Consider the following 22,141-nt stretch of genomic DNA (forward strand, 5'->3'; position numbering starts at 1 on the left):
ATGAGCTGGCTGGAGACGGTGCTCATGATCGCGGCGAGCACCGCGGCGAACACGAAGCCGACGATGAGCGGGTGGAACAGGTCCTGGGTGAGGGCGAGGACCACGTGCTCGGAGTTGTCCAGCGGGGTGCCCGCCCGGTGGAAGTAGGCGATGCCGATGAGACCGGCGACCACCGCCCCGGCGAGGGAGATGGCCATCCAGCTGATGCCCACGAGGCGGGCCGTCTTGGCCGAGCTGGGGGCCCGCATCGCCATGAACCGGACGATGATGTGCGGCTGGCCGAAGTAGCCCAGGCCCCAGGCCAGGGCCGAGATCACGCCGATGACGGTGGCGCCGGTGAGTCCGGCGTCGGCGAAGAAGGACAGGCGCGTGGTGTCGACCTCCCGGATCGCGTCGAGCGTGGGGCCGACGCCGCCGAGCGTGGTGATTGCGACGACCGGGACGGCGAGCAGCGCCAGCATCATCATCGTGCCCTGGACGACGTCGGTGAGTGACGCCGCGAGGAACCCGCCGAACAGGGTGTAGCTCAGCGTCACGGCGACGACGATGAGCATCCCGGTGAGGTAGGAGGTGCCGAAGGCGAGGACGAAGAACTCCCCGCCCGCGACCATCATCGAGGAGACGTAGAAGGTGAAGAACACCAGGACGATGGCGCCCGAGGCCACCCGAAGCGAGCGGGAGCGGTCGTGCAGCCGGTTCTCGAAGAAGCTGGGGATGGTGATCGAGTTCCGCGCCGTCTCGGTGTAGGCACGCAGCCGGGGCGCGACGAGGCGCCAGTTGAGGTAGGCGCCGATCGTCAGGCCGACGGCGATCCAGCTCTCGATGAGGCCGACGGCGTAGATCGCGCCGGGCAGCCCCATCATGAGCCAGCCGGACATGTCGGAGGCGCCCGCGCTCAGGGCGGCGGTCACCGGGTTGAGGCGGCGCCCGGCGAGCATGTAGTCCTCGTGGCCGGTGGTGCGCCGGTAGGCGTAGTAGCCGATGGCGAGCATCGCGACGAAGTAGATGATCAGTGAGATCAGCTGGTAGGTGCTGTCGGACATCGTTGTCTCCTCGGCGGGCGGCCAGTGCCGCCAGTGTGGCACGGACCACACGTCCGGTGCAGGTGTCAGGCGCTGCGGCCGCTCAGAGACCTGGCTCCGGCGCAGCCGCCCGCGCGGCTCATCCGGCTCGGATGACCACACCTGACCCGGCTCACGTGCCGGCGGGTCCCGGCTCAGGTGCCGGCGCCTCTGATCGGGCTCACGGTGCCGCCACGTCTGACCCGGCTCACGTGCCGTGCCCGGTCCGGCTCAGGTGTCCTCGCCGATCCGCAGCTCGCCGGCGAGGTCGGCACGGCTGCTCGTCGCCGTCGCGACGAGGACGGCGAGCGCGGTCACCGCGAGCACCCCGCCCAGGACGCCGCCGACGACGAGCGGGTCGACGACGAGGGCCGGCTGCTCCTCCCCGCCGGTGAGGGCCCGCAGGTCCATGCCGCCGAGGACCACCCACGGGACGAGCACGCCGAGCACCGCCCCGGCGGCCACGGACACGACGGCCAGCGGCGCGAGCTCCCAGGCGACGATCCCCCGCGCCTGCCGCCGGTCCACGCCCAGGGTGCGCAGCACGGCGAGCAGCCGCACCCGGGCAGGGGCGCCCATGAGCTGGGTCATGACGACGGCGACGACGACGAGCACCAGGCTGAGGACGACGGCGACCGTGAGGGCCGCGTTCATCCCGCCGGCCATCGGGGAGGCGAGGAAGTTGGATGCGTCGCCCGCGGGGTGCTGGGCCCGGGCGACCGGTTCGACCTCACGGATGCGGTCGAGCACCGCGGAGGTGTCCGCACCGTCGGCGACCGCGACGAGGAGGGTGCGCGGCAGGACGGTGCGTCCGGTGGCGGCGGTGAACGCGTCCTGCGGGACGACGACGCCTCCGCCGCCGGCGGCACCGGCGAGGCGGTCCATGACGCCGACCACCTCGAGGGTGAGCCCGCTGCCGACGGCGGCCTCGAGGGTGTCGCCCTCACCGGCGCCGAGCGCGGCGGCCGCGGCGGCGGAGAGCACCGCCGGCACCGCGTCACTACCACCGGCCAGGGCGTCGGGGAGCCGGTCGATCCCCACGGCGTCGGCCTGGACGGCGCGCACGGCGTCGGGGTCGACGACGGTGACGTCGACCCGTTCCCCGGAGACGGGGACCGTCCCGGCGTCGCCCACCGCCGCGACGGCGGCGACGCCCGGGACCGCGGCGATCTCCGCGGTGTGCTCCGCGTCGAAGACCGGGCCGGTGAGCCGGATGTCGGCGCCCACCTCCCGCCAGGCGGTGGTCTGCACGCCGGTGTCGATCGTCGAGCTGAGGACGGCGGAGAACATCGCCACGGAGACGCCGATGACGAGTGCGACCGCCGGGGTGAGGCCGCCGGCCGGGTCGCGTACGGCGCGGGCGGAGCCGAGGAAGGCGGTGACCCCGCGCCGCCGGCGGAACACGCCGGCCAGGGCGCGCACCGGTAGCGGGTAGACCCGCATGACGACCACGCACGTCGCCGCCGCGAGGAGGAGTGGGACGGCGGTGAGCAGGACGTCGGTCTCGCCGGTGCCGGGCACGACGCCACGCTGGAGCAGCAGGACGAGCGCGGCCGCGGTGACCGCGAGGAGGGCCACCTCGGCGATCCACCGCCGGCGGCTGCGGCGGGTGCCGAGGTCCGTGCGGGTGCCGCGCAGCCCGCCCGGCAGAGGGGTGGCGGCGAGCGTGGCCGCCGGCACGAGGGCCACGAGACCGGTGAGGACGAGGTCGGAGGGGGCGGTGCGGCCGGGCAGGAGGAGCACCGCGAGGGCGGCACCGGCCGCTGCAGCGGGCAGGGCGAGGACGAGGCCCTCCAGCGCGAGCATGGACCGCAGCTGCCGGCCGGAGCCGCCCCGGGCGGCGAGCAGGGCGAGCGCGGACCGGCGGCGCGTCACCAGCAGCCGGGCGGCGAGGAGGAAGACCGCGAGCGTCACCCCGAGCGGTCCCGCGGCGACGATCGACAGCACGGTGGAGGTGACCGCCTGCTGCTGCTGGATGCGCTGGAGCACCTCGCCGAGCTCGGTGGCGAAGCGGACCTCGGGTCCGGGCCCGGTGCCGAGGTCCGCGGCGGTGGTGCCCAGCTCCTGCGGTGCGGTGAAGCGGGTGAGCTGGGTGGCCGCTGCCGCGACGTCCTGCGCCGAGAGCGCCCCGACCTGGAGCGGGTACCACAGTCGGCTGCGGAAGGAGCCCACCGGGAACTGCGGGGGGAACGTGCCGTCCCAGGCGGGGTGGACGTAGGCGGCGGCGGTGGCGGACGTGCCGAGGTTGAGGTCGTCGACGACGTGCGGCTCTGCCGAGCTCGGGTTGTGCGCCCAGAACCCGGCGTCCGGGTCGGTCGCCTCGAAGGTGCCGGTGAGGAGCAGCGGGACGGTGTTGCCGATGACGCGCCGCTCGGTGCCCACCTCCCACTGGAGGATGTCCGCGGCGGGCGCCGACAGGGCCACCTCGAGCGCACCGCTCGCCTCGATCGCAGCGGCGACGAGGGCGGTGTCCTCGTCGAGGGAGAGCGCCAGCCGCTGCTGCTCGGTGAGACCCGCGTAGGGGTCGACCGGGGTGGGGGGCTCGGGCCAGCGGCCGGCGACGAGCTCGACGTGGTCGGCGAGCTGGGGGTCCTGCTTGAGGGTGAGGGTCTGGGTCCCCATGAGCGGGTCCGGGGGTGGCTGCACCGAGAAGGGCACCGTCTCGACCCAGAACTGCGGGTCGCCGAGCATGCTGCGCAGCGGCTCGGGCTGCGCTGCACGCAGCTCCTCGAGCGCGGCGAGGACGCCGCCGAGGTTCTCCTCCACGGCGGGCTCGAACGGGGTGGTGCCGGGCTCGGGTGCGGCGAGCTCGGGCCGGCGGTCGGGCAGCACGGCGACGACGTCGCGCGCGAGCGGGCTGGCCCCGGAGATCTCGTGGGTGGTCTGCCGGTCGTCGACGCCGGCGAGCAGCCGCGGCCAGGCGGTGACGACGCCCGCCACGAGGAGGACGAGGAGGATGAGCGCGACGGGCACGGCGCGGTGGGCCAGCGCCTGGCGGCGCGCGAGGGTGAGCAGCCCGGTCATCGCACCTCCTCGCGGTACTCGGCGTCCAGCGCCTGGGCCCGCACCCGGGCGGCCACGGCGGCGGCCACGACGACGAGCCCGGCGGCGAGGGCCGCGAGGGCGCCGAGGGCGGGCAGGAGGTCGAAGCGGCTGCCGAGCGGGAGCGGGGAGGACTGGGTGGCGGCGGCCCGCGCCAGGGTGGGGACGAGCAGCGCGGCGGCCGCCCACCCGGCGAGCACACCGAGGACGGTGCCGAGCGCGCCGACCCCGAGCAGCTCGGCGGTGCGGGTACGGGCCTGCCCCGCGGGCGGCAGGCCGAGGGCGCGCAGCACCATGACCTCGCTGCGGCGCTCCCGAGCGAGCGCGAGGACGACGGCGGCCACGCCGGTGAGGGCGAGGAGGACGGCACCGGCGGCAACGATCCAGAACGCCTGGCGGACCGAGGCTGCGGAGTCGCCCATCCCCTCTCCCGCGATCTCGACCTCGGCCTCCCGGCCGGCCAGGTCGCGGGCCGCGGCGGCGACGTCGGCGGCCGCGGCGTCGTCGGCGACGGTGACCCACACCTGCCCGGGCAGGACCGGGTTGGCCTGGCGGGCGAGCACGTGGTGGCCGAGCGCGGCGAGGTCGACGAGGAGCGCGTGCTCCTCCAGTCCGCCGGGGACGGCGTCGGCGACGGCGACGACGGTGAGGTCGACACGCGCGCCCGCGAGGTCGACGGTGGCCGTGTCGCCGACGGTGAGGTCGCCCGCCGTGGCCAGGGCGGCGTTGACGACGGCGGGCACGGGGGCGGGGGCGGCGGGGACGAGGCGCACGGCAACCTCCCCGCCCACCAGCGGCCCGAACGAGCCGGCCGCCTCGGGTGGGGTGCCCAGGCCGGCCCGCACCCCGAGGGTGCCGGCCACCTCGACGGGGACGTCGCGGGCGCCCAGGGCGTCGGTGAGCTGCCAGGGGGTCCCCTCGAGGGGGAGGTCCTGGCCGTCGGCCGCGACGCCCACGACCTCGAAGCCGGCGTCGGAGCCGGTCTGGGGCCCGGTGAGCTCGACGTCCAGGGCGACGACGCGGTACTTCCCCGGCCCGGGGAGGGGCACGCGCAGGATGTGCTCGGCGGGCTCCGGCCCGACGACGCCGTCGGTGCCGTCGGGGTCGGCGGAGAGCGGGTCGAGCGCGAGCATGCTCAGCGCGCCGTCCTCGTCGGCCACCCATACCGCGGCCGCGAAGGTGAAGACCTCGGCGGCGAGCCGGGCGCGCTGCTCGGCGAGGGCCGCTTCGGCCTCCTCCTCGCTGAGTCCCTCGAGCCGGACGAGGTACTCGCGGTACTGCGCCTCGACCGCCGCGCGGGTCTCCCGGGCGGACGCGGAGTGGTCCAGGTGGGCCCGCACCGTGACCTCGAGGGACTGCGCCCCGGCCGGCAGGGCGATGCCCGCCTCGTCGGGGGCGAGCCCCTCGGCGGCGCCCGCGACGGCGACCTGCTCGGGGACCCGCATGAGCTCCTCGGTGCGGGTGGTGTCGAGCGCGGTGACGGCGACCGGGAGCTCACCGAACGTCCCGCTCCCCCGCAGCACGGCGCCGGCGCCCGCGACCCCGGGCAGCTCGGCGTACGGCGCAGCGGAGAGCGCCCGCGGCTCGGCCGGCCGGGAGGTGGCACCGGTGGGCACCGTCACCCGCACGTCGGCACCGGTCGCGAGGGCGGCGACGTGGTCGCGTTGGACGGTGGTGGCACCGGCGAACGACGAGGCGACGGTGGTCGCCCCGACGGCGAGGACGACGAGGACGAGCGGGACGGCGTAGGCGCGCACCCGCCGGGAGACCTGCCGCGCGGCGAGCACACCGACGAGCCCGCGCTCCCGTTCGCGCACCCGGGCGATGAGCCGGGTCAGCGGCCCGAGCAGTGCCAGGGCGAGCACGGCGAGGGCGGCGAGCACCGCCCCCAGGGAGACGACGGCGAGCGCGTCGGCGCCGCCGTCGGCGATGAGCGGGGTGCCGTGCCGGAGCAGCTGCCAGGCGGAGAGCACGGCGGCCGCGGCGGTGAGGACGACGGTCCCGGCGGCGGCCGCGCCCCGCACCCGGCCGGAGCGGTCGGCGACCATCCGTCGCGCGATGGCCCGGGCCTGGGTGCCGGTGACGACGGCGCCGGTCACGACGGTGAGGACGGCGACGGTAAGCCCGCTCACGGCGATGACCGAGCGCTGGGCGGCACCGCCGTCCAGCCGGCCCACGACGACGGCGGCGAGCACCGTGCCCACGGCGGAGCCGACGAGGGCGACGACGACGAGCTCCGCCGTCGACCACACCGTGACCTGCCGGGGCGAGGCCCCGCGGGCGACGAGGATCTCCGTCTCCCGGGCCCGGGCCTGCCCGAGCAGACGGACCACCTGGACCAGCGCGACGAGCGAGATGACCCCGAGCAGCGCGACCGGTACCAGCCCGACGGCGGCGGCGGTGCGTGTCGCCTCCTCGAGGTCGGCGACGGTCTGGGCGAGCCCGCCGGTGACGGTCAGCCCGCGGACGGCGACCGCGTCGTCCGCGCCCAGGGCGAAGTCGAGGTCGGCGAGCCCGGTGGCCAGCGCGGGCAGGTCGGTGACGGTGAGCGCTGCCGGGTCGGGGTAGACGGTCCACCGCACGAAGGGCGCGTCGGTGAGCTCGGTGACCGTGCCCGGGTCGGCGAGCAGCGGGCCGACCGCCGAGCCGTCGGTGCCCGCGGCGACCATGGGGTCGGCGAACCAGGCGCGGTCGTCGGTCGGGTGCCAGGTGCCGGCGACCTCCAGGGCGGTGCCGCGCACCTCGAGCGTGGCACCCGGCGGGAGCTCGCCGGCCACCTGCTCCGGGACGAGCACCTGCCCCGGGGCGAGCGCGACGTCGGCAACCGGCTCGGCGAGGACGACGCGCAGCTCCTCCTGCCCGGCCCGCGCCCCCAGGGGCTCCGTCCAGAGGCCGCGGCTGACGGCCAGGTCGGGGCCGAGCAGCCGGGTGAGGGTGGCGCGCACGGCTGCGTCCTGGGCGTCGGGGTCGTCCGCGAGCCGGGTCTGCACCTGGATCCCGGCCTCCCGCGCCGGTGCCTCGACGAGGGTGGAGCGGACGGTGGACACCCCGGCCGCCCGGGTGTAGCCGATGGTCCCGGCGAGGATGGCGGCGACGGTGGCAGCGAGGACGAGCAGGGTGAGCAGGGTCCCCAGCTGCGCGCGGGCACGCCGCAGGAGGAACCGTGCCACCCTCATCCCCGGACCACGCAGCCCCTACTCCCGGGTGGAGTCGTCCAGCGGGCCCGTGCCGGCGTCGAGCTGCAGCTCGCTCACCTGCTCACCGAAGGACTGCAGGAGCGCGTGGCGCTCCTCGCGACGGCGCCGCTGCTCGATCGGGTCGGGCACCGGGGCGGCGGCGAGCAGCCGCTGGGTGTACTCCTCCTGGGGCCGCTGCAGCACGTCCTCCCGGCTGCCCTTCTCCACGACGCGGCCGTTCTGCAGGACGACGACGCGGTGGGCGAGCATGTCGATGACGGCCAGGTCGTGGGAGATGAACAGGCAGGCGAAGCGGTACTGCTGCTGCAGGTCGGTGAACATCGACAGCACGCTGGCCTGGACGGAGACGTCCAGCGCCGAGGTCGGCTCGTCCGCGACGAGCAGCTCGGGCTCGAGCACGAGGGCGCGGGCCACCGACACGCGCTGGCGCTGGCCGCCGGAGAGCTCGTGCGGGTAGCGGTTGTACACGCTGCGCGGCAGGTGGACGGCCTGGAGCAGCTCGTGGACCTTGCGCTCCCGGGAGCGCCGGTCCCCGACCTTGTGGACGACCATCGGCTCGGCGATGATGTCGCCGATCGGCAGCCGCGGGTTGAGGGAGGCGGCCGGGTCCTGGAAGATCACGCCGATCCGCCGGCGCAGCGCCTTGGCCTCCTTGCGGCTCAGGGCGCCGAAGTCCTGCCCGAAGAGCCGGATGGTGCCGCTCGCCGCCGGGATGAGGCCGAGTGCGCAGCGGCCGATCGTCGACTTGCCGGAGCCGGACTCGCCGACCAGGCCGACGACCTCGCCCTGCCGCACGGTGAAGGAGACGTCGTCGACCGCCCGGAAGGGCGGCTTGCCGGCGCGCTGGTACTCGATGACGAGGTTCTCCATGCGCAGCGCGTCGACCTCGTTGTCGTCGTGCTCGGGGGCCGCGACGCCGGCGATGCCGAGCTGGTCGCGCCCGTGCCCGAGGTGGGGCACGGCGTCGAGCAGCCGCTTGGTGTACGGGTGGGTGGGGTGCCGCAGCACCTGCTCCACGGTCCCGGTCTCGACGATGTTGCCCTTGAACATCACCGCGACCCGGTCGGCCATGTCGGCGACCACGCCCATGTTGTGGGTGATGAGGAGGATGCCGGTGTTGAGCTTGTCCTTCAGCGACCGGAGGAGGTCGAGGATGTCGGCCTGGACCGTGACGTCCAGCGCGGTGGTCGGCTCGTCGGCGATGATGACCTTGGGGTCGCAGCTGATCGCGATCGCGATGACCACGCGCTGACGCTGGCCGCCGGACAGCTCGTGCGGGTACTGCTTGAGGCGCCGCTCCGGCTCGGGGATGCCGACCATGCGGAGCAGCTCGACCGCGCGCTCGTCGGCCGCCTTGCCGAAGGCGATGCCGTGCAGCTCGAGCGCCTCGGTGAGCTGGGTGCCGATGGTGAGCACCGGGTTGAGCGCCGTCATCGGCTCCTGGAACACCATGGCGACGTCGTTGCCGCGCATGCGGCGCAGCGCTCGCTCGTCGAGGTCGCGCACGCTGTTGTCGCCGACCTGGACCCGGCCGCCGGTGCGGGCGTTGCTCGGGAGCAGCCCCAGGGCGGTCATCGACGTCACGGACTTGCCCGAGCCGGACTCGCCGACGAGGGCGACGACCTCGCCGGGCTTGACGTCGAGCGACACGCCCTTGACGGCGTGGACGGAGCCGAACTCGGTGCGGAACCGGACGTCGAGGTCGGAGAAGGTGAGGACCGGCTCGCGGAACTGCTGGGAGGTGCTCATCAGTCCTTGTTCCTGTTCTGGCGGGGGTCGAAGGCGTCGCGCAGGCCGTCGCCGATGAAGTTGACGCTCAGCGCGATGCCGAGGATGAAGATGCCGGGCCACCAGAACAGCCACGGCCGGGAGGTGAAGGAGGCCTGGTAGGTGTTGATGAGGACGCCGAGGGAGGTGTCCGGGGGCTGCACGCCGAAGCCGAGGAAGGACAGTGAGGTCTCCAGCAGGATCGCGGCCGCGATCGACAGCGTGGCCGAGACGATGATGGTGCCCAGCGTGTTCGGCAGGATGTGCTTGACGATGATCCGCCACGGCGAGGTGCCCACGGCCCGGGCGGCGGCGACGAACTCGCGCTCCCGCAGGGAGAGGACCTCACCGCGCACGAGCCGGGCCAGGCCGGTCCAGGTGACGACACCGAGCATGATCGCCAGCAGCCAGATGGAGCCGCCGCTGATCTGGCCGAGCACGGCGGCCAGCACGAGCAGCGGGATGACGATGAGCAGGTCCGTCAGCCGCATGAGCAGGGACTCGATCCAGCCGCGGAAGTAGCCCGCGGCGGCACCGATCGCGGTCCCGATGAGGGTGGAGACGATGCCGACGACGAGCGCGATGATGAGCGAGCGCTGGGTCCCGCGCATGACGAGGGCGAAGAAGTCCTTGCCGACGTTGTCCTGCCCGAAGGGGTGCTCCCCGATCTGGAAGGGCCACAGGCTCAGCGTCGGCCGTCCGCCGTCGACGACGGAGGCGGCGAGCGTGTAGTCGTGCTTCCACCAGCCGGGGAAGGGCCCGAACCCGATCGAGGTGTAGGACAGCAGCGTGATGAAGATCAGCACGCCGAGGGAGACCATGGCGCCGCGGTGCCGCAGGAAGCGGCGCAGCACGAGCTGTCCCTGGGAGTAGGACTTGTCGGTCTTGCCCTCGAGGTCCTCCTCGACGGACAGCGGGTCGACGTTCTGCACGGTGCCCGGGTCGGCGCCCTGCGTGGCCGGCTGGGGGACGATGTGCTCCGGCCGGTCGTTCTTCCTGAACCTTCTCATCGATGCCTCCGGGTCGCGGGGCGGGTAGTACGGGTGCCTGCGTCGTTCACGGCGGTCACCGTCGGATCCGCGGGTCGAGGAAGGCGTAGGCGATGTCGGCCAGCATGTTCATCACGACGGCGGCGGTGCCGGTGACGAGGAAGAAGGCCATGACCGGCCCGGGGTCGACCTGGACGAGCCCGGTGCGGAAGAGCTCGCCCATGCCCTTCCACCCGAAGACCGTCTCGGTGAGGACCGCGCCACCGATGAGGCCGGCGAAGTCGAAGGCGACGATCGTGGTGATCGGGATGAGGGCGTTGCGGAAGGCGTGCTTGGTGATGACCACCCGCTCGGACAGGCCCTTGGACCGGGCGGTGCGCACGTAGTCCTGCTCGAGCACCTCGAGCATCGAGGACCGGGTGTAGCGGCTGTAGTTGGCCACCGAGATGAGGGTGAGGAGGATGGTCGGCAGCAGCAGCTGGGTGCCCTTGTCGAGGAACTCCTGCCAGAACGTGCCGTCGTACCCCGGGGTCTCGGCGCCGATGGTGGAGATGGGGCGGCCGTTGCGGATGGTGGCGAGGTAGCTCGCCCAGCTGGACAGCGCCTTGTCGACGACGACGGTGATGCTCATGACCGTGGCCGTGGCCACCGAGACCCAGATCGCCATGCGGCGGGAGTAGCCGCCCCACAGCGCGCCGCTGACGACCGCGACGACGATGGCGAGGCCGAACAGCCCGATGAGGATGCCCCAGCTCGGCTCGTCGAGCAGGCCCTGGAAGACGAAGTAGCCGACGATGCCGGCGGCCACCGTGGTGAGCGCGGCGTACAGGACGTTCTTGTTCCCCAGGCCCGAGCTCAGCATGACGATGAGCAGGGCCGCACCGATCGAGACGAGCGCGACGACGCCGATGCCCAGTGCCGGCTGGCGGTACCAGTTGACGGCGTCGAAGTACGTCATCGCGGCGAAGACGAAGAGGAAGGTGGACCCGCCGGTGAGGAGCCGGCGGCGGGCGTCGCCGCCGAGGGAGCCCGCGACGATGAGGGCGAGGACGAGCGCGGCGAGAGCGATCTGCCAGATGGCGAGGTCGGGGTCGGCGATCCAGTCGTTGAAGCGGATCGCCCCGTACTCCTTGAGCAGCACCGCGGCCCAGAAGACCGGCAGGGAGTACAGCATGAAGGCGAAGAAGGTGACGATGTAGTCGAAGCCGGAGTACTGCCGGATGGCGGTGAGGATGCCCACGCCGATGCCGATGACGATGGCGAGCAGCGTGGCCAGCACGACCAGGCGCAGGGTGGCCGAGGCGGCGCTGCCCACGAGGTCGATGACCGGGATCCCGGCGCGGTTGAGCCCGAGGTCGCAGGCGCCGACGACGCACTTGCCCACCCCGGCCAGCCAGGCGCCGTACCGCTCGTACCACGGGTCGTCCAGGCGCATGTTGGCGATGCGCTGGGCCATGAGGTTGTCACGGTTGGGGTCGTTGGACTCCCGCAGGTCCTCCAGGGGGTCGCCCGAGTTGATGGTGAGGACGAACATGAGGAGGGACCCACCGAGCAGGACGAGGAAGGATATTCCCAGCCTGCGCAGGATGAACTTGATCACGAGCTTGCCCTTCGGGTCTTCCAGGTGAGCCCGGTCAGCCTAGCCCTGTCCTTGTGGGACCCGGACCGGCTCCGAGAGTCACGTCGTAGCACCGTACACGCGAGCCGGTGGGGCAGAGGGGCCTTCCCCTCTGCCCCACCGGCATGATTCCGCGTGTCTCAGGTGACCGGAGTGACGATCACCTCAGGTTGCGGGTCACTCAGCGAGGAGCCACTGCTCCGCGTTCCACGCCACCTGGTTCTGGGTGGCGGTGTGGCGGACGTTCTGCATGCCCGCCGTGTGCGCGACGACACCCGGGTGGGCGAAGACGGGGATACCGAAGAGGGTGTCCCACAGCTCCTTCTCGATGATCTTCGTCTGCTCGAGGTGGACCTCCGGGTCGAGCGAGGCGGACAGGGCCGTCCAGGCCTGGTCCACCGTCTCGTTGGAGTACTGCCCGTAGTTCTGCGGGTAGCCGGTGGAGTAGATGTTCTGGCCCGAGGCGATCTGGCCCGAGCCGGCCCACGCGAAGAGGGCGACCTCGTAGTCACCGGCCGGCAGCGCGTTGGAGAAGAAGTCCTGCGAGCCGACGTCGATGATGTTGAAGCCGACCTGGTCACAGCTCGACTTGATGAGCTCGACCTCGTTGGTGCGGCGCGGGTTGGGCGCCGAGTAGCCGATGCGGACGTCGATCGGGGTCTCGAGGCCGGACTCCTCGACCAGGCGCTGGGCCTCCTCGAGGTTCACCTCGTCGTAGCGGCCGTCGTAGGCGGCCGAGACGACCTCGTCGTAGTTGTCCTGGAAGGGGAAGACCTCGCGGGCGTTCATGACGACGGCCTCGGGGTCGATCGGCTTGATGAGGTTGTCGACGATCTGCTGGCGCGGCACGCAGTAGGCGAAGGCCTCGCGCAGCGCCAGGCCGCCCTGCTCCTCGGAGAACGCGCTGCTCTCGCGGAAGTTGAAGTCCAGGTGCTCCCAGGTCAGCTCGGCGCCGGTCTGGATCTCGACGAGGTCACCGAGGGCCTCGAGCTGGGGCAGGGTGTCGACCGTGGCCTGCGGCTCGATGACGTTGAGGTCACCGTTCTGCAGGGCCTGGACGTGGCCGGAGGCGTCGAGGAAGCGGAAGGTCAGCTCCTCGGTGGCCGGCGGCGGGCCCCAGTAGTTGGGGTTGGCCTCGATCGTGATCGACTGGCCGGCGGTCCAGCCGCCCTCCTTGAACTGGTAGGCGTTGCCGGAGGGGGCGATGGCCGGGTCCGGGACCTCACCGGGGCTGGAGAGCCAGCCGGTGTTCCAGAACTCCGCGGCCTGCATGAGGGTGTCGACGTCCTCGTCCCAGATGGCCTGGACGAGCTCCTCCTCGGTGATGCCGATCTGCTCGGCGATCACGTGGGCCGGGAAGAGGTAGGCGCCGGTGACGAGCCGCCAGTCGGGGTACTTCTCGGCGTACTCGACGGTGAAGGTCTTGGCGTCGAAGCTGTCGGCCTGCGGGCCGTCCGGCACGTTGACCTGGGTGTAGTCGGTGCCCGAGACGTGGTTGAACGGCGGGGTCTCGGCGTCCTCGGGGAAGAGCCACGCCGGGTTCTGCGAGACCCACTCCATGAGGAAGTCCGCGTAGTCGATCGGGTTGCCGTCCGACCACACGGCGTCGTCGGCGACGGTGTACTCGATGACGAGCGGGTCGTCGCCCTCGAGGCCCGAGACGACCTCGGCGGTGCCGAAGTGCTCGTTCTCGTAGATGGTGCCGTCGGTGCCGAAGTAGAAGAAGCCCTCCGGCAGGATGCGGTCCATGATGACGTTGTTGTACGTGCTGTACGTGTCCGCCGTCTTGGAGTTGTAGCCGGTGAACTCGTCCTGGCCGGTCGAGTAGAAGATGTTGCCCTCGACGGTCTGGATGTCGCCCAGGTCCGCCTTGGCAGTGCTCTCCGTGCCGGTGTCCCCGCCGGCGTCCTCGGTCTGGGTCGCGTCGTCGCCGGTGGTGCCCGTGTCGCCGTCGTCGTCGCTCGGGCTGGTGCACGCCGCGAGGACGAGCGAGCCAGCCGCGAGGACGGCGGCAGCCTGGGCTGTACGCCTGATCTTCAATGTTCCTCCTGGATGCGTTTGGCGTGCCGCGGCGGCACCGGGGTGCCGGTGGGCGTGCCGCGGTACACGCCGAGGTGCCGTCACGGTACACACGCACGAACGGCGGTTAGGGCACTCACCACAGACTCGCAACACATTCGTTATGGACTTGAGACAGGGTGTGGGGAGAATCTCACCATCCGGACAGCGTGATGCCCGCCACTCGCGACGGGGCGCTCGGGGCGGCACATCCGGGTGTGCCGGGGCCTGCTCGGACCCGGCCCGGAATGGGGCCGGAACGGTGCCCGGTGTGCCGGGGAGCCCGCTCAGACCCGGCCCGGGAGGTGGCCGACGCGGTGCACGGGTGTGCCGGTGTGCCCGCTCAGACCTGGCCCGGGAGGTGGCCGAAGCGGTGCAGCGTGCGCGAGACGGCCTGCTCCCGGAGCATCGCGAGCAGCTCGCGTCGGCCGGTGGCGAGCACCGGTCCGGCGACGACGCTGACCGCCGGTGACCACAGGGCGTCGACGAGCGCGTCGGCCGCGGGCCCCTCCCCGACGACACGCACTCGTTCCACGCCCTCGGCGCGGACCCGGTCGAGGAGCTCGGCGTCCGTCTCCCCGCGCACGACGTGGCGCGCCAGCCGCCGCAGCCCGGCCCGGGCCTGCGGGCCGTCGAGGGCCTTGAGCGTCGCGCTCGTCACCGGGTCGAGGCTGACCCGCACCGGGGTCCCGGCGGCGAGGGCGGCGAGGAGCACCCGGACGAGCTCGACCGGCGCGACACCGGGCACGGTGCGCACCAGCACCGGCACGGGGCGGTAGCGGAAGATGTTGGCCTCGGCGCGCAGGCCGGTGTGGTCCTGCTCCTGCCCGACCTCCGCCTCCCAGGCGGCGGCGTCGGAGCCGACCGCCCGCTCCAGCCAGGTGCGCTCGGCGTCGTCGGTGACGAGGGTGCGGAGATCGGCGAGCGCGGCGCGCACCTCGGCGCCCGGTTCCGCGGTGCGGGTGGGCAGCCCGTCCAGCGCGAAGTGGCCGAGCTGGGCGACGTAGTTCGGGCCGCCCGCCTTGGCACCCGGTCCCACACCGGAGGCCTTCCACCCGCCGAAGGACTGCCGGCGGACGATGGCGCCGGTGATGTGCCGGTTGACGTAGGCGTTGCCGACCTCGACGTGCGCGAGCCAGTGCTCGATCTCCTCCTCGTCCAGCGAGTGCAGCCCGCCGGTGAGGCCGTAGGCGGTGGCGTTCTGCAGCTCGATCGCCTCGTCGAGGGTCGCGGCACGCATGATGCCCAGGACCGGCCCGAAGCACTCGGTGAGGTGGAAGAAGGAGCCGGGGGCGACGCCGTCCTTCAGGCCCGGGGACCACAGCCGCCCCGAGCCGTCGAGCTGGTAGGGCTCCACCAGCCACCGCTCCCCCAGCTCCAGGGTGGTCAGCGCCCGCCGCAGCTTGCCGGTGGGGGGCTCGATGACCGGGCCCATCGTGGGTCCGAGGTTGGTCGGCCAGCCGACACGCAGCGAGCGGACGGCGTCCACGAGCTGGCGCAGCAGCCGCTCGGAGTGGCCCGCCGAGCCGACGAGGATCGCCAACGAGGCCGCCGAGCACTTCTGCCCGGCGTGGCCGTAGGCGCTCTTGACGAGGTCGGCGACGGCGAGGTCGTAGTCCGCGGCGGGGGTGATGACCAGGGCGTTCTTCCCGGACGTCTCGCCCAGCACCCGGGGCCCGCCGGGCCGTCCCGCGCGCCAGGAGCTGAACAGCTCGGCGGTCTCGGCGGCGCCGGTGAGCACGACGGTGTCGACGCCCTCGTGGGCGACGAGTGCGCGCCCGACCTCGCCCTCGTCGGTGCGCACCACCTGGAGGACGTCGTCGGGGATCCCGGCGGCGTGCAGTGCCGCGACGGCGATCTCGGTGCAGCCGGGGACCGGCGGCGCCGGCTTGATGACCACGGCGCTGCCCGCCGCCAGCGCGGCGAGCACCCCGCCGATGGGGATCGCGACGGGGAAGTTCCACGGCGGGGTGACGAGGGTGAGGACGTCGGGCACGAAGCGGGCGCCGTCGGTGTGGAGCGAGGCTCCGGGTTCGAGCTCGAGCGCGCGGTCGGCGTAGTAACGGGCGAAGTCGATGGCCTCGGAGACCTCGGGGTCGGCCTGCTCGATGGTTTTGCCGCCCTCGGCGGCCATCTGGGTGATGAGCTCGCCGCGGCGCACCTCGAGCTCGTCGGCGGCGCGGCGCAGCAGCTGTGCCCGCTCGGCGGCGGGTCTCGCGGCCCAGCCGGGTTGGGCGCCCCGCGCGCGGGCGACGACGTCGTCCACCTCGGCGACGGACCCAAGCACCGGGGACCGGGGTGTCGCGGGCCGGGCGCGCAGCCGCTCGGCGGCCCAGGTGCGGACCTCGGGCAGTGCCGGGTCGGCGTCGGTGGTGTTGGTGAAGGTGGGGCCCGCCGGCTCCCGGTCGGGGGTGCGCCGGCGGGCGGCGGAGACGGTGGCGAGGTCCCGGACCGAGGCGCGGAAGCGGGCCTCCTGGTCGGCCATCGCCGGCGCTCGTTCGCCCGGCTCGGCGAACAGGGCGCGCAGGAAGTTCTGCGGCTGGGCGTTCTCCTCCAGCCGGCGCACGAGGTAGGAGACGGCGACGTCGAAGTCCTCGGGGGCGACGACGGGGGTGTAGAGGAGGACGGCGCCCACCGCGTCCTTCACGGCCCGTGCCTGGGAGGGGGCCATGCCCTGGAGCATCTCGACGTCGAGCATGGCGCCCACGCCGCGCCGCTCGGCGAGGAGGTGGGCCAGGGCGACGTCGTAGAGGTTGTGCGAGGCGACACCGATGCGCAGCGCCCCGGCGAGCTCGGGGCGCAGGGCGCGCTCGACGAGGCGCAGGTAGTTGGCGTCGACGTCCGCCTTGGACGGGTAGGGCGCCTGCTCCCAGCCGTGGAGCTCCGCCTCGACCCGCTCCATGGACAGGTTGGCGCCCTTGACGAAGCGGATCTTGATCCCGGCGTGCCCGGCGGCCCGGCGCTCCCGGGCGAAGGCGACGAGCCGCTCGAGCGCGGCGACGGAGTCGGGCAGGTAGGCCTGGAGCACGATGCCCGCCTCGAGGTCGGCGAACTCCGGCTCGGAGAGCAGCGCGGTGAAGACCTCGAGGGTGAGGTCGAGGTCGCGGTACTCCTCCATGTCGAGGTTGACGAAGGCCTGGGGTGTGCGGGCTGCGGCGGCACGGTAGAGCGGGCGCAGGCGCTCCAGCACCCGCTCCACCGTGCCCCGGGTGTCCCACGTGGTGATCTGGGAGACGAGGGAGGAGACCTTGATGGACACGTAGTCGACGTCCTCGCGCTCGAGCAGGGCGCGGGTGCGGTCGGCCCGGGACTGGGCCTCGGCCTCGCCGAGGACCGCCTCGCCGAGGAGGTTGATGTTGAGCCGGAAGCCCTCCCGGCGTGCCCGCTCGAGGTGGCCGGCGAGGGCGGGGTCGTGGGCGTCGACGACGAGGTGACCCACGATCTGGCGCAGCCGCCGGCGCGCCAGGGGCACGACGAGCTGCGGGGCGAGCGGGGCGGCCAGCGCGCCCGCGCCGAGGAGGAGCCGGTCGACGGGGCCGAGGAAACGGGCGGCACCGGCCGAGATGCGGGCCAGCTCGCGGGCGGCGACGCGCACGTCCTCGGGACGGGCGACGCGGTCGACGAAGCGGACGGCGAGGTCGAGGCCCTCGGGGTCGCTGACGAGGGCGGCGAGCTGCTCCGAGGCCGCGCGCTCGGCGCGGGTCTGGCCCTCGTCGGTGGCGGCCAGCCAGGCGGTGGCGAGGTCGACGGCGTCCTGGACGAGCTCCGTCACGTCCGCCGGGACCGGACCGGTCCCGGGATGGGTCTGCGCGCTCATCGGGCTCCTCCCATGGGGTGATGCCACGGTAGGAAACCTGGGCCGTCGGCGCAGCACGAGAGGGGGTCGGAACCTGCGACTTTCCGGCGCCCGCTACGGTGGTCCGTGCCGCGGCCCGGGCTCAGGCACGCCCGAGGCTGCCGAGGAGAGGACCCCCGAGATGTCGCTGCCGTTCGTCGCCGCCGCCGACGTCCGCGCGGCGCTGCCCTACGACCGCGCGATCGCCGCGGTCGAGGACGCGCTCCGCACCGCCGTCGACCCGGAGACCGACAGCCCGCGGCTCTGCAGCCCCGCACCGGACGGGGAGCTCCTCCTCATGCCCTCCACCGGGCAGCGGTACAGCGGGGTCAAGGTCGCCACGGTCGCACCGCTCAACCCCGCCCGCGGGCTGGAGAAGATCCAGGGCGTCTACCTGCTCTTCGACTCCGCCACGCTCGCCCCGCTCGCGGCGCTCGACGGCGCGGCGCTCACCGCGGTGCGCACCCCGGCCACCACGCTCACCGCCGTCAAGCACATCGCGGCGGCACCCGGGGCGGGCGACTTCCCCACCACGCCGCACGTCGTCGTCCTCGGCGCGGGTGTGCAGGCGCTGGAGCACGTGCGGGCCGCGCGCACGGTGTTCCCGGCGGCGACGTTCACCGTCGTCGGGCGCCGCGCGGAGCGGGTGGAGGCGCTCGTCGCGACCCTGGCCGCGGAGGGCGTGGCAGTCGCGCCCGGGGAGCGCGACGCGGCGGTGCGCGCGGCCGACGTCGTCCTGTGCGTCACCTCGTCGGCGGAGCCGGTGTTCGACGGCTCCCTGCCGGCCGACCACGCCGTCGTCGCGTCGGTCGGTGCGCACGGGCCCGACGTCCGGGAGGTCGACGCCACGCTCGTGCGCCGCTGCGACGTCGTGGTGGAGGGCCGGGAGTCGGCGTGGCGCGAGTCGGGCAACCTGCTGTCGGTGGCGGACGCCGCGCACTGGCGCCGGGTCGCGCCGCCGAACCTGCGTGACCTCGTCACCGGCGGCTTTCGCCGCACGCCGGGGCGGCCCGCGCTCTACACCGCGGTGGGGATGTCCTGGGAGGACCTCGTCCTGGCGACCGTCGTCTACGAGGCGACCGTCACGTCCCGGGCTTGACCGCGATGACCGGGCAGGTAGCGTCGAGCAGGACCCGCTGGGCGGTGGAGCCGAGGATGAGCTTGCCGATCGGGCTCCGCTTGCGGATGCCGATGACGATCGCGCGTGCGTTCTCCTCCTCGGCGGCCGCGACGATGTCCTCGGCCGGCTCCATGCCGCGCACGAAACCGCGCACCGTGGCCTGGACCCCGAGCTCGTCGAGGCGCGCCTTGGCCTCGGCGAGGGAGACGTCGAAGCGGGCGACCTCCTGGGCGTCCATGTCCGGCCCGCCGTGCCGGGAGCCGACGACGACGAGCCTGGTGCGGCGCAGCTCGGCCTCCTCGGCGGCGTGCTGCAGCGCGGCGCGGCCTTCCGGGGTGGGGATGTACCCGACGACGATCGGCACGGTGACTCCTCGTGTAGGGGCGACGTTGCACCGCGATCATCCCAGCGCCGGACGACGGGACGTGGGCAGTTGGTCCCGGATCGTGCGCCACGGGAGGTCACGGTGAGCGCGCGTGGCCACGCCGCCGGGGTGGCCGCCGTCCTCGTCACGTCGGTGCTGTGGGGCACCACCGGCACGGCCGCCACCTTCGCCCCGGCCGCCGGGCCGCTGGCGATCGGCGCGGCGGCGCTGGGGGTGGGCGGGCTGCTCCAGGCGGTGGTCGCGGTGCCGGCGCTGCGCCGGGAGTGGCCGCGGCTGCGGGCGGACGGCCGGACGGTCTGGGTCGGCGCGGCCGCGGTGGCGGTCTACCCACTGGCGTTCTACAGCTCGATGCGTCTGGCCGGGGTCGCCGTCGGCACCGTCGTCTCGCTCGCGTCCGCACCGCTCGCGTCCGGGCTCCTCGAGCGGGTGGTCGAGGGCCGCACGCTGAGCAGGCGGTGGGCGGTGGCGGCGGCCCTCGGCATCGTGGGCAGCGCGCTGCTCTGCCTGAGCGGCCCGGGCGGCGCGGCGGCGTCGACCCCGGCGGTGCTCGGCGGTGTCGGGCTGGGCCTCGTCGCGGGGAGCACCTACGCGACCTACTCCTGGACGGTGCACCGTCTCCTGTGGCGCCGGGTCGGTCGGGCGGCGGCGATGGGGGCCGTGTTCGGGCTGGGCGGTGCGCTGCTGCTACCGGTGCTGCTCCTCACCGGTGCGCCGCTGGTCGCCTCGCCCCAGGCGTTCGGCGTGGCGGCGTACATGGCGCTGGTGCCGATGTTCCTCGGCTACCTGCTGTTCGGCTACGGGCTCACCCACGTCACGCCCAGCACCGCCACGACACTCACGCTGGCCGAGCCCGCGGTGGCGGCGCTGCTCGCCGTCGTCGTGGTCGGGGAACGGCTCCCCGCCGTCGGGTGGATGGGGTTGGCGACGATCGCCGCGGCACTCGTCGTCCTCGCGCCGCGGACCACGCCCCGTCCGACCGGAGCGGTTCGGGGCGCGGCGACGGACGCCCGGTAGGAGACGAAGGGCCCAGCCGGGGGTCCGCCGTCGGGGCCTATGGTCGCGGTATGAGCCTGCACCCGAACCTCGCACCGGTGGCCGGGCTCGTCGGCACCTGGCGGGGCCCCGGTCGCGGCGAGTACCCGACGACCGAGCCCTTCGAGTACACCGAGGAGCTCGTCTTCACCGACGTCGGCAAGCCCTTCCTCCACTACGCCCAGCGCACGTGGTCGCCGGACGGCGCCCCGATGCACGTGGAGACCGGCTACCTCAGGGTGCCGGGCGACGGCACGGCGGAGTTCGTCCTGGCCCTGCCCACGGGGCAGACGGAGCTCGCGGAGGGGCCCCTCACCCCGGAGCCGGACGGCTTCTCGGCCGAGCTGCGGTCACGGGTGCTCAACGCGGCGACGGCCCGGCCGGTGGACCGCACGGTGCGCCGGCTGCGGCTGCGCGGTGACGAGCTGCGCACCGAGCTCGACATGGCGGCGGTGGGGGTGCCGCTCACCCGCCACCTCACGTCGGTGCTCGCCCGGCAGCCGGTGCGGGCGGCGGCGCCCAGCGGGGCGCGACGATGCTGACGACGCGCCGGTCTTGTGCGCGTGCCCGGCCCCACCTCCGGGGCGCCGGCCCGACCGGCGACCGGACGCCACCGGCCACGGTCACACGATGGTCAGCGGGGCGCTCGGACGGCGCGGCCGTGGCCACTCGGGCTCGGGGACGTGCCGTCGCGCGGTGAGCAGCGCGAGACCGGCGAGGGCGGTGAGCACGCCCCCGACCGCGACGTCCCACGGCGAGGTGTCGTGCGAGGCGTAGAAGACCGCGATGCTCGCGACGAAGTAGAGCGGGAACGGCGACGTGAGCGCGAGCAGCACCGGCGCCGCCACGGCCCGCGCTCCCCTCACGACGGAGGACCGCAGCGGCAAGCCGCCCACCGCGGACCCCAGGAGCAGTGCAGCGGGCCACGGGAGGATGTAGGTGTACAGCGCGACGTCGTACCCGAACCCATCGGGCTCCACCACCCGCCCGGCGATGGCCGAGCGGTACGTCGTCACCGCCAGCACCACGAACGACAGCGCGAACGGCGCGCCGAGGAACCAGGCCCACCACGCCCGGACGAGCGCCCGGGCGAACCCGAGCATGGCGACCGCGAGCAGGGCGTAGTTCAGCGCCATGAGGTGGGCGCTGGTGCCGATCGGCACCCACGGCTCGGCCGGGAGGGCGAAGTCGTACATGTGGTCCTGGAGGAGGAGGCAGTCCAGCTCGTCGAACCCGCCGGCACAGGCCGGGGACCAGCGCTGAGCGTCGGCCAGCACCGCGACCACGCCGGAGGCGATGAGAGCGAGCGACACGAGAACGCGCATGGGTCCCCCCTACGACGCGGGCCGATGCGGCCGAGGGTAGGGCCTCCCGTGCCGCGGTGGGCCGGAACGGCGATGTCAGCGCAGGCCGTACTGCGGGAGCTCGAGGTGCCGGCGGCAGCGGGCCTGGTAGGACTCGGTGCCGCCGACGTGCTCGGTGGTCGGCACGGTGGCGTCGCCGACGGCGTCGGGCTGCGTGCGCTGGTGGAAGGCGGCGTCGCGGCCGCACACCGTGCACACGGCGGTGAGCTTGGTGACGTCCTCCGCGAGCGCCATGAGCGAGGCGAGCGGCTCGAAGGGCCGGCCGTCGAACGTGACGCACAGGCCGGCCACCGCCACGGTGGTGCCGCTGCGCACGAGGTCCTCCACGGCCGGGACCAGCTCGGGACCGAAGAACTGGGCCTCGTCGATGGCCAGCAGGTCCAGCGACCGCCCCGCGACGAGCCGGCGCAGGGTGGGAACGTCCGCCACGGCGTGCGCAGGGACGCTGAGCCCGGCGTGCGAGGCGACCTGCCCGGCTCCGTGCCGCACGTCCCAGGCGTGGTTCACCACCTCGACCGCGAGCCCGGCCAACCGGGCGCGCCGCACCCGGCGCAGCAGCTCCTCCGACTTCCCCGCGAACATCGGCCCGCAGACCACCTGCAGGCGTCCCGGCCTCTCACCGTCCACGGTCACACGGTAGGCCCGATGCCCGGGGTCGGTGGAGGTATCGGTG

Annotated in this window: 14 protein-coding genes; 3 read left to right on the forward strand and 11 right to left on the reverse strand. The window is 73.9% G+C overall.

Annotated elements, in window-relative coordinates; translation table 11 throughout:
• From Q0195_RS10555 to Q0195_RS10590, 8 genes are all read right to left on the reverse strand, one after another.
• Positions 1-1,043, reverse strand: a 1,043-nt coding sequence (locus Q0195_RS10555; protein WP_299278106.1) for a sodium/solute symporter, incomplete at its 3' end; no start/stop codon positions are given.
• A gap of 249 nt (positions 1,044-1,292) precedes the next feature.
• A complete protein-coding gene (locus Q0195_RS10560; protein ID WP_299278109.1) occupies positions 1,293-4,085 on the reverse strand; it encodes an FtsX-like permease family protein in 2,793 nt (930 codons plus the stop codon).
• On the reverse strand, positions 4,082-7,279 hold the full coding sequence (locus tag Q0195_RS10565) for an FtsX-like permease family protein (RefSeq protein WP_299278111.1): 3,198 nt from the start codon (positions 7,277-7,279) through the stop codon (positions 4,082-4,084). Before Q0195_RS10565 ends, Q0195_RS10560 begins: the two co-directional genes overlap by 4 nt.
• 18 nt (positions 7,280-7,297) lie before the next feature.
• Positions 7,298-9,049, reverse strand: a complete 1,752-nt coding sequence (locus Q0195_RS10570; RefSeq protein ID WP_299278114.1) for an ABC transporter ATP-binding protein — start codon at positions 9,047-9,049, stop codon at positions 7,298-7,300.
• Positions 9,049-10,077: an ABC transporter permease gene (locus Q0195_RS10575; protein ID WP_299278116.1), complete on the reverse strand. Its 1,029-nt coding sequence runs from the start codon at positions 10,075-10,077 to the stop codon at positions 9,049-9,051. Before Q0195_RS10575 ends, Q0195_RS10570 begins: the two co-directional genes overlap by 1 nt.
• A gap of 55 nt (positions 10,078-10,132) precedes the next feature.
• Positions 10,133-11,656, reverse strand: a complete 1,524-nt coding sequence (locus tag Q0195_RS10580; protein ID WP_299278119.1) for an ABC transporter permease — start codon at positions 11,654-11,656, stop codon at positions 10,133-10,135.
• A 195-nt stretch (positions 11,657-11,851) separates the two neighbouring features.
• Positions 11,852-13,714, reverse strand: coding sequence for an ABC transporter substrate-binding protein (locus Q0195_RS10585; protein WP_299278121.1), 1,863 nt, complete (start codon positions 13,712-13,714; stop codon positions 11,852-11,854).
• Between the two features lie 361 nt (positions 13,715-14,075).
• Positions 14,076-17,549 carry a bifunctional proline dehydrogenase/L-glutamate gamma-semialdehyde dehydrogenase gene (locus tag Q0195_RS10590; protein WP_299278123.1) on the reverse strand — a complete coding sequence of 1,158 codons (3,474 nt, stop codon included), beginning with the start codon at positions 17,547-17,549 and terminating at the stop codon, positions 14,076-14,078.
• Positions 17,550-17,709: 160 nt separating this feature from the next.
• Between Q0195_RS10590 and Q0195_RS10595 the strand changes: the two genes are divergently transcribed.
• Positions 17,710-18,666 (forward strand): ornithine cyclodeaminase family protein, encoded by a 957-nt coding sequence (locus Q0195_RS10595; RefSeq protein ID WP_299278126.1) that lies wholly within the window; start codon positions 17,710-17,712, stop codon positions 18,664-18,666.
• Here Q0195_RS10595 and Q0195_RS10600 read toward each other — a convergent pair.
• Positions 18,650-19,051, reverse strand: coding sequence for a universal stress protein (locus Q0195_RS10600; RefSeq protein WP_299278129.1), 402 nt, complete (start codon positions 19,049-19,051; stop codon positions 18,650-18,652). The genes Q0195_RS10595 and Q0195_RS10600 overlap by 17 nt on opposite strands.
• 102 nt (positions 19,052-19,153) lie before the next feature.
• On the opposite strand from Q0195_RS10600, the gene Q0195_RS10605 reads away from it, so the two are divergent.
• Together Q0195_RS10605 and Q0195_RS10610 are read left to right on the forward strand one after the other, a co-directional pair.
• Positions 19,154-20,086 carry an EamA family transporter gene (locus Q0195_RS10605; protein ID WP_299278132.1) on the forward strand — a complete coding sequence of 311 codons (933 nt, stop codon included), beginning with the start codon at positions 19,154-19,156 and terminating at the stop codon, positions 20,084-20,086.
• Positions 20,087-20,136: 50 nt separating this feature from the next.
• A complete protein-coding gene (locus Q0195_RS10610; RefSeq protein ID WP_299278134.1) occupies positions 20,137-20,646 on the forward strand; it encodes an FABP family protein in 510 nt (169 codons plus the stop codon).
• An 81-nt stretch (positions 20,647-20,727) separates the two neighbouring features.
• On the opposite strand, the gene Q0195_RS10615 is transcribed toward Q0195_RS10610, so the two are convergent.
• Together Q0195_RS10615 and Q0195_RS10620 are read right to left on the reverse strand one after the other, a co-directional pair.
• The gene (locus Q0195_RS10615; RefSeq protein WP_299278136.1) at positions 20,728-21,429 is read right to left on the reverse strand and encodes a hypothetical protein; all 702 of its coding nucleotides are present in this window, start codon (positions 21,427-21,429) and stop codon (positions 20,728-20,730) included.
• Between the two features lie 75 nt (positions 21,430-21,504).
• On the reverse strand, positions 21,505-22,095 hold the full coding sequence (locus Q0195_RS10620; RefSeq protein WP_299278138.1) for a thymidine kinase: 591 nt from the start codon (positions 22,093-22,095) through the stop codon (positions 21,505-21,507).
• Positions 22,096-22,141: the final 46 nt, after the last annotated feature.

Origin of the sequence: uncultured Georgenia sp. (assembly GCF_937958535.1) — a bacterium.
Taxonomy (GTDB): Bacteria; Actinomycetota; Actinomycetes; order Actinomycetales; family Actinomycetaceae; genus Oceanitalea.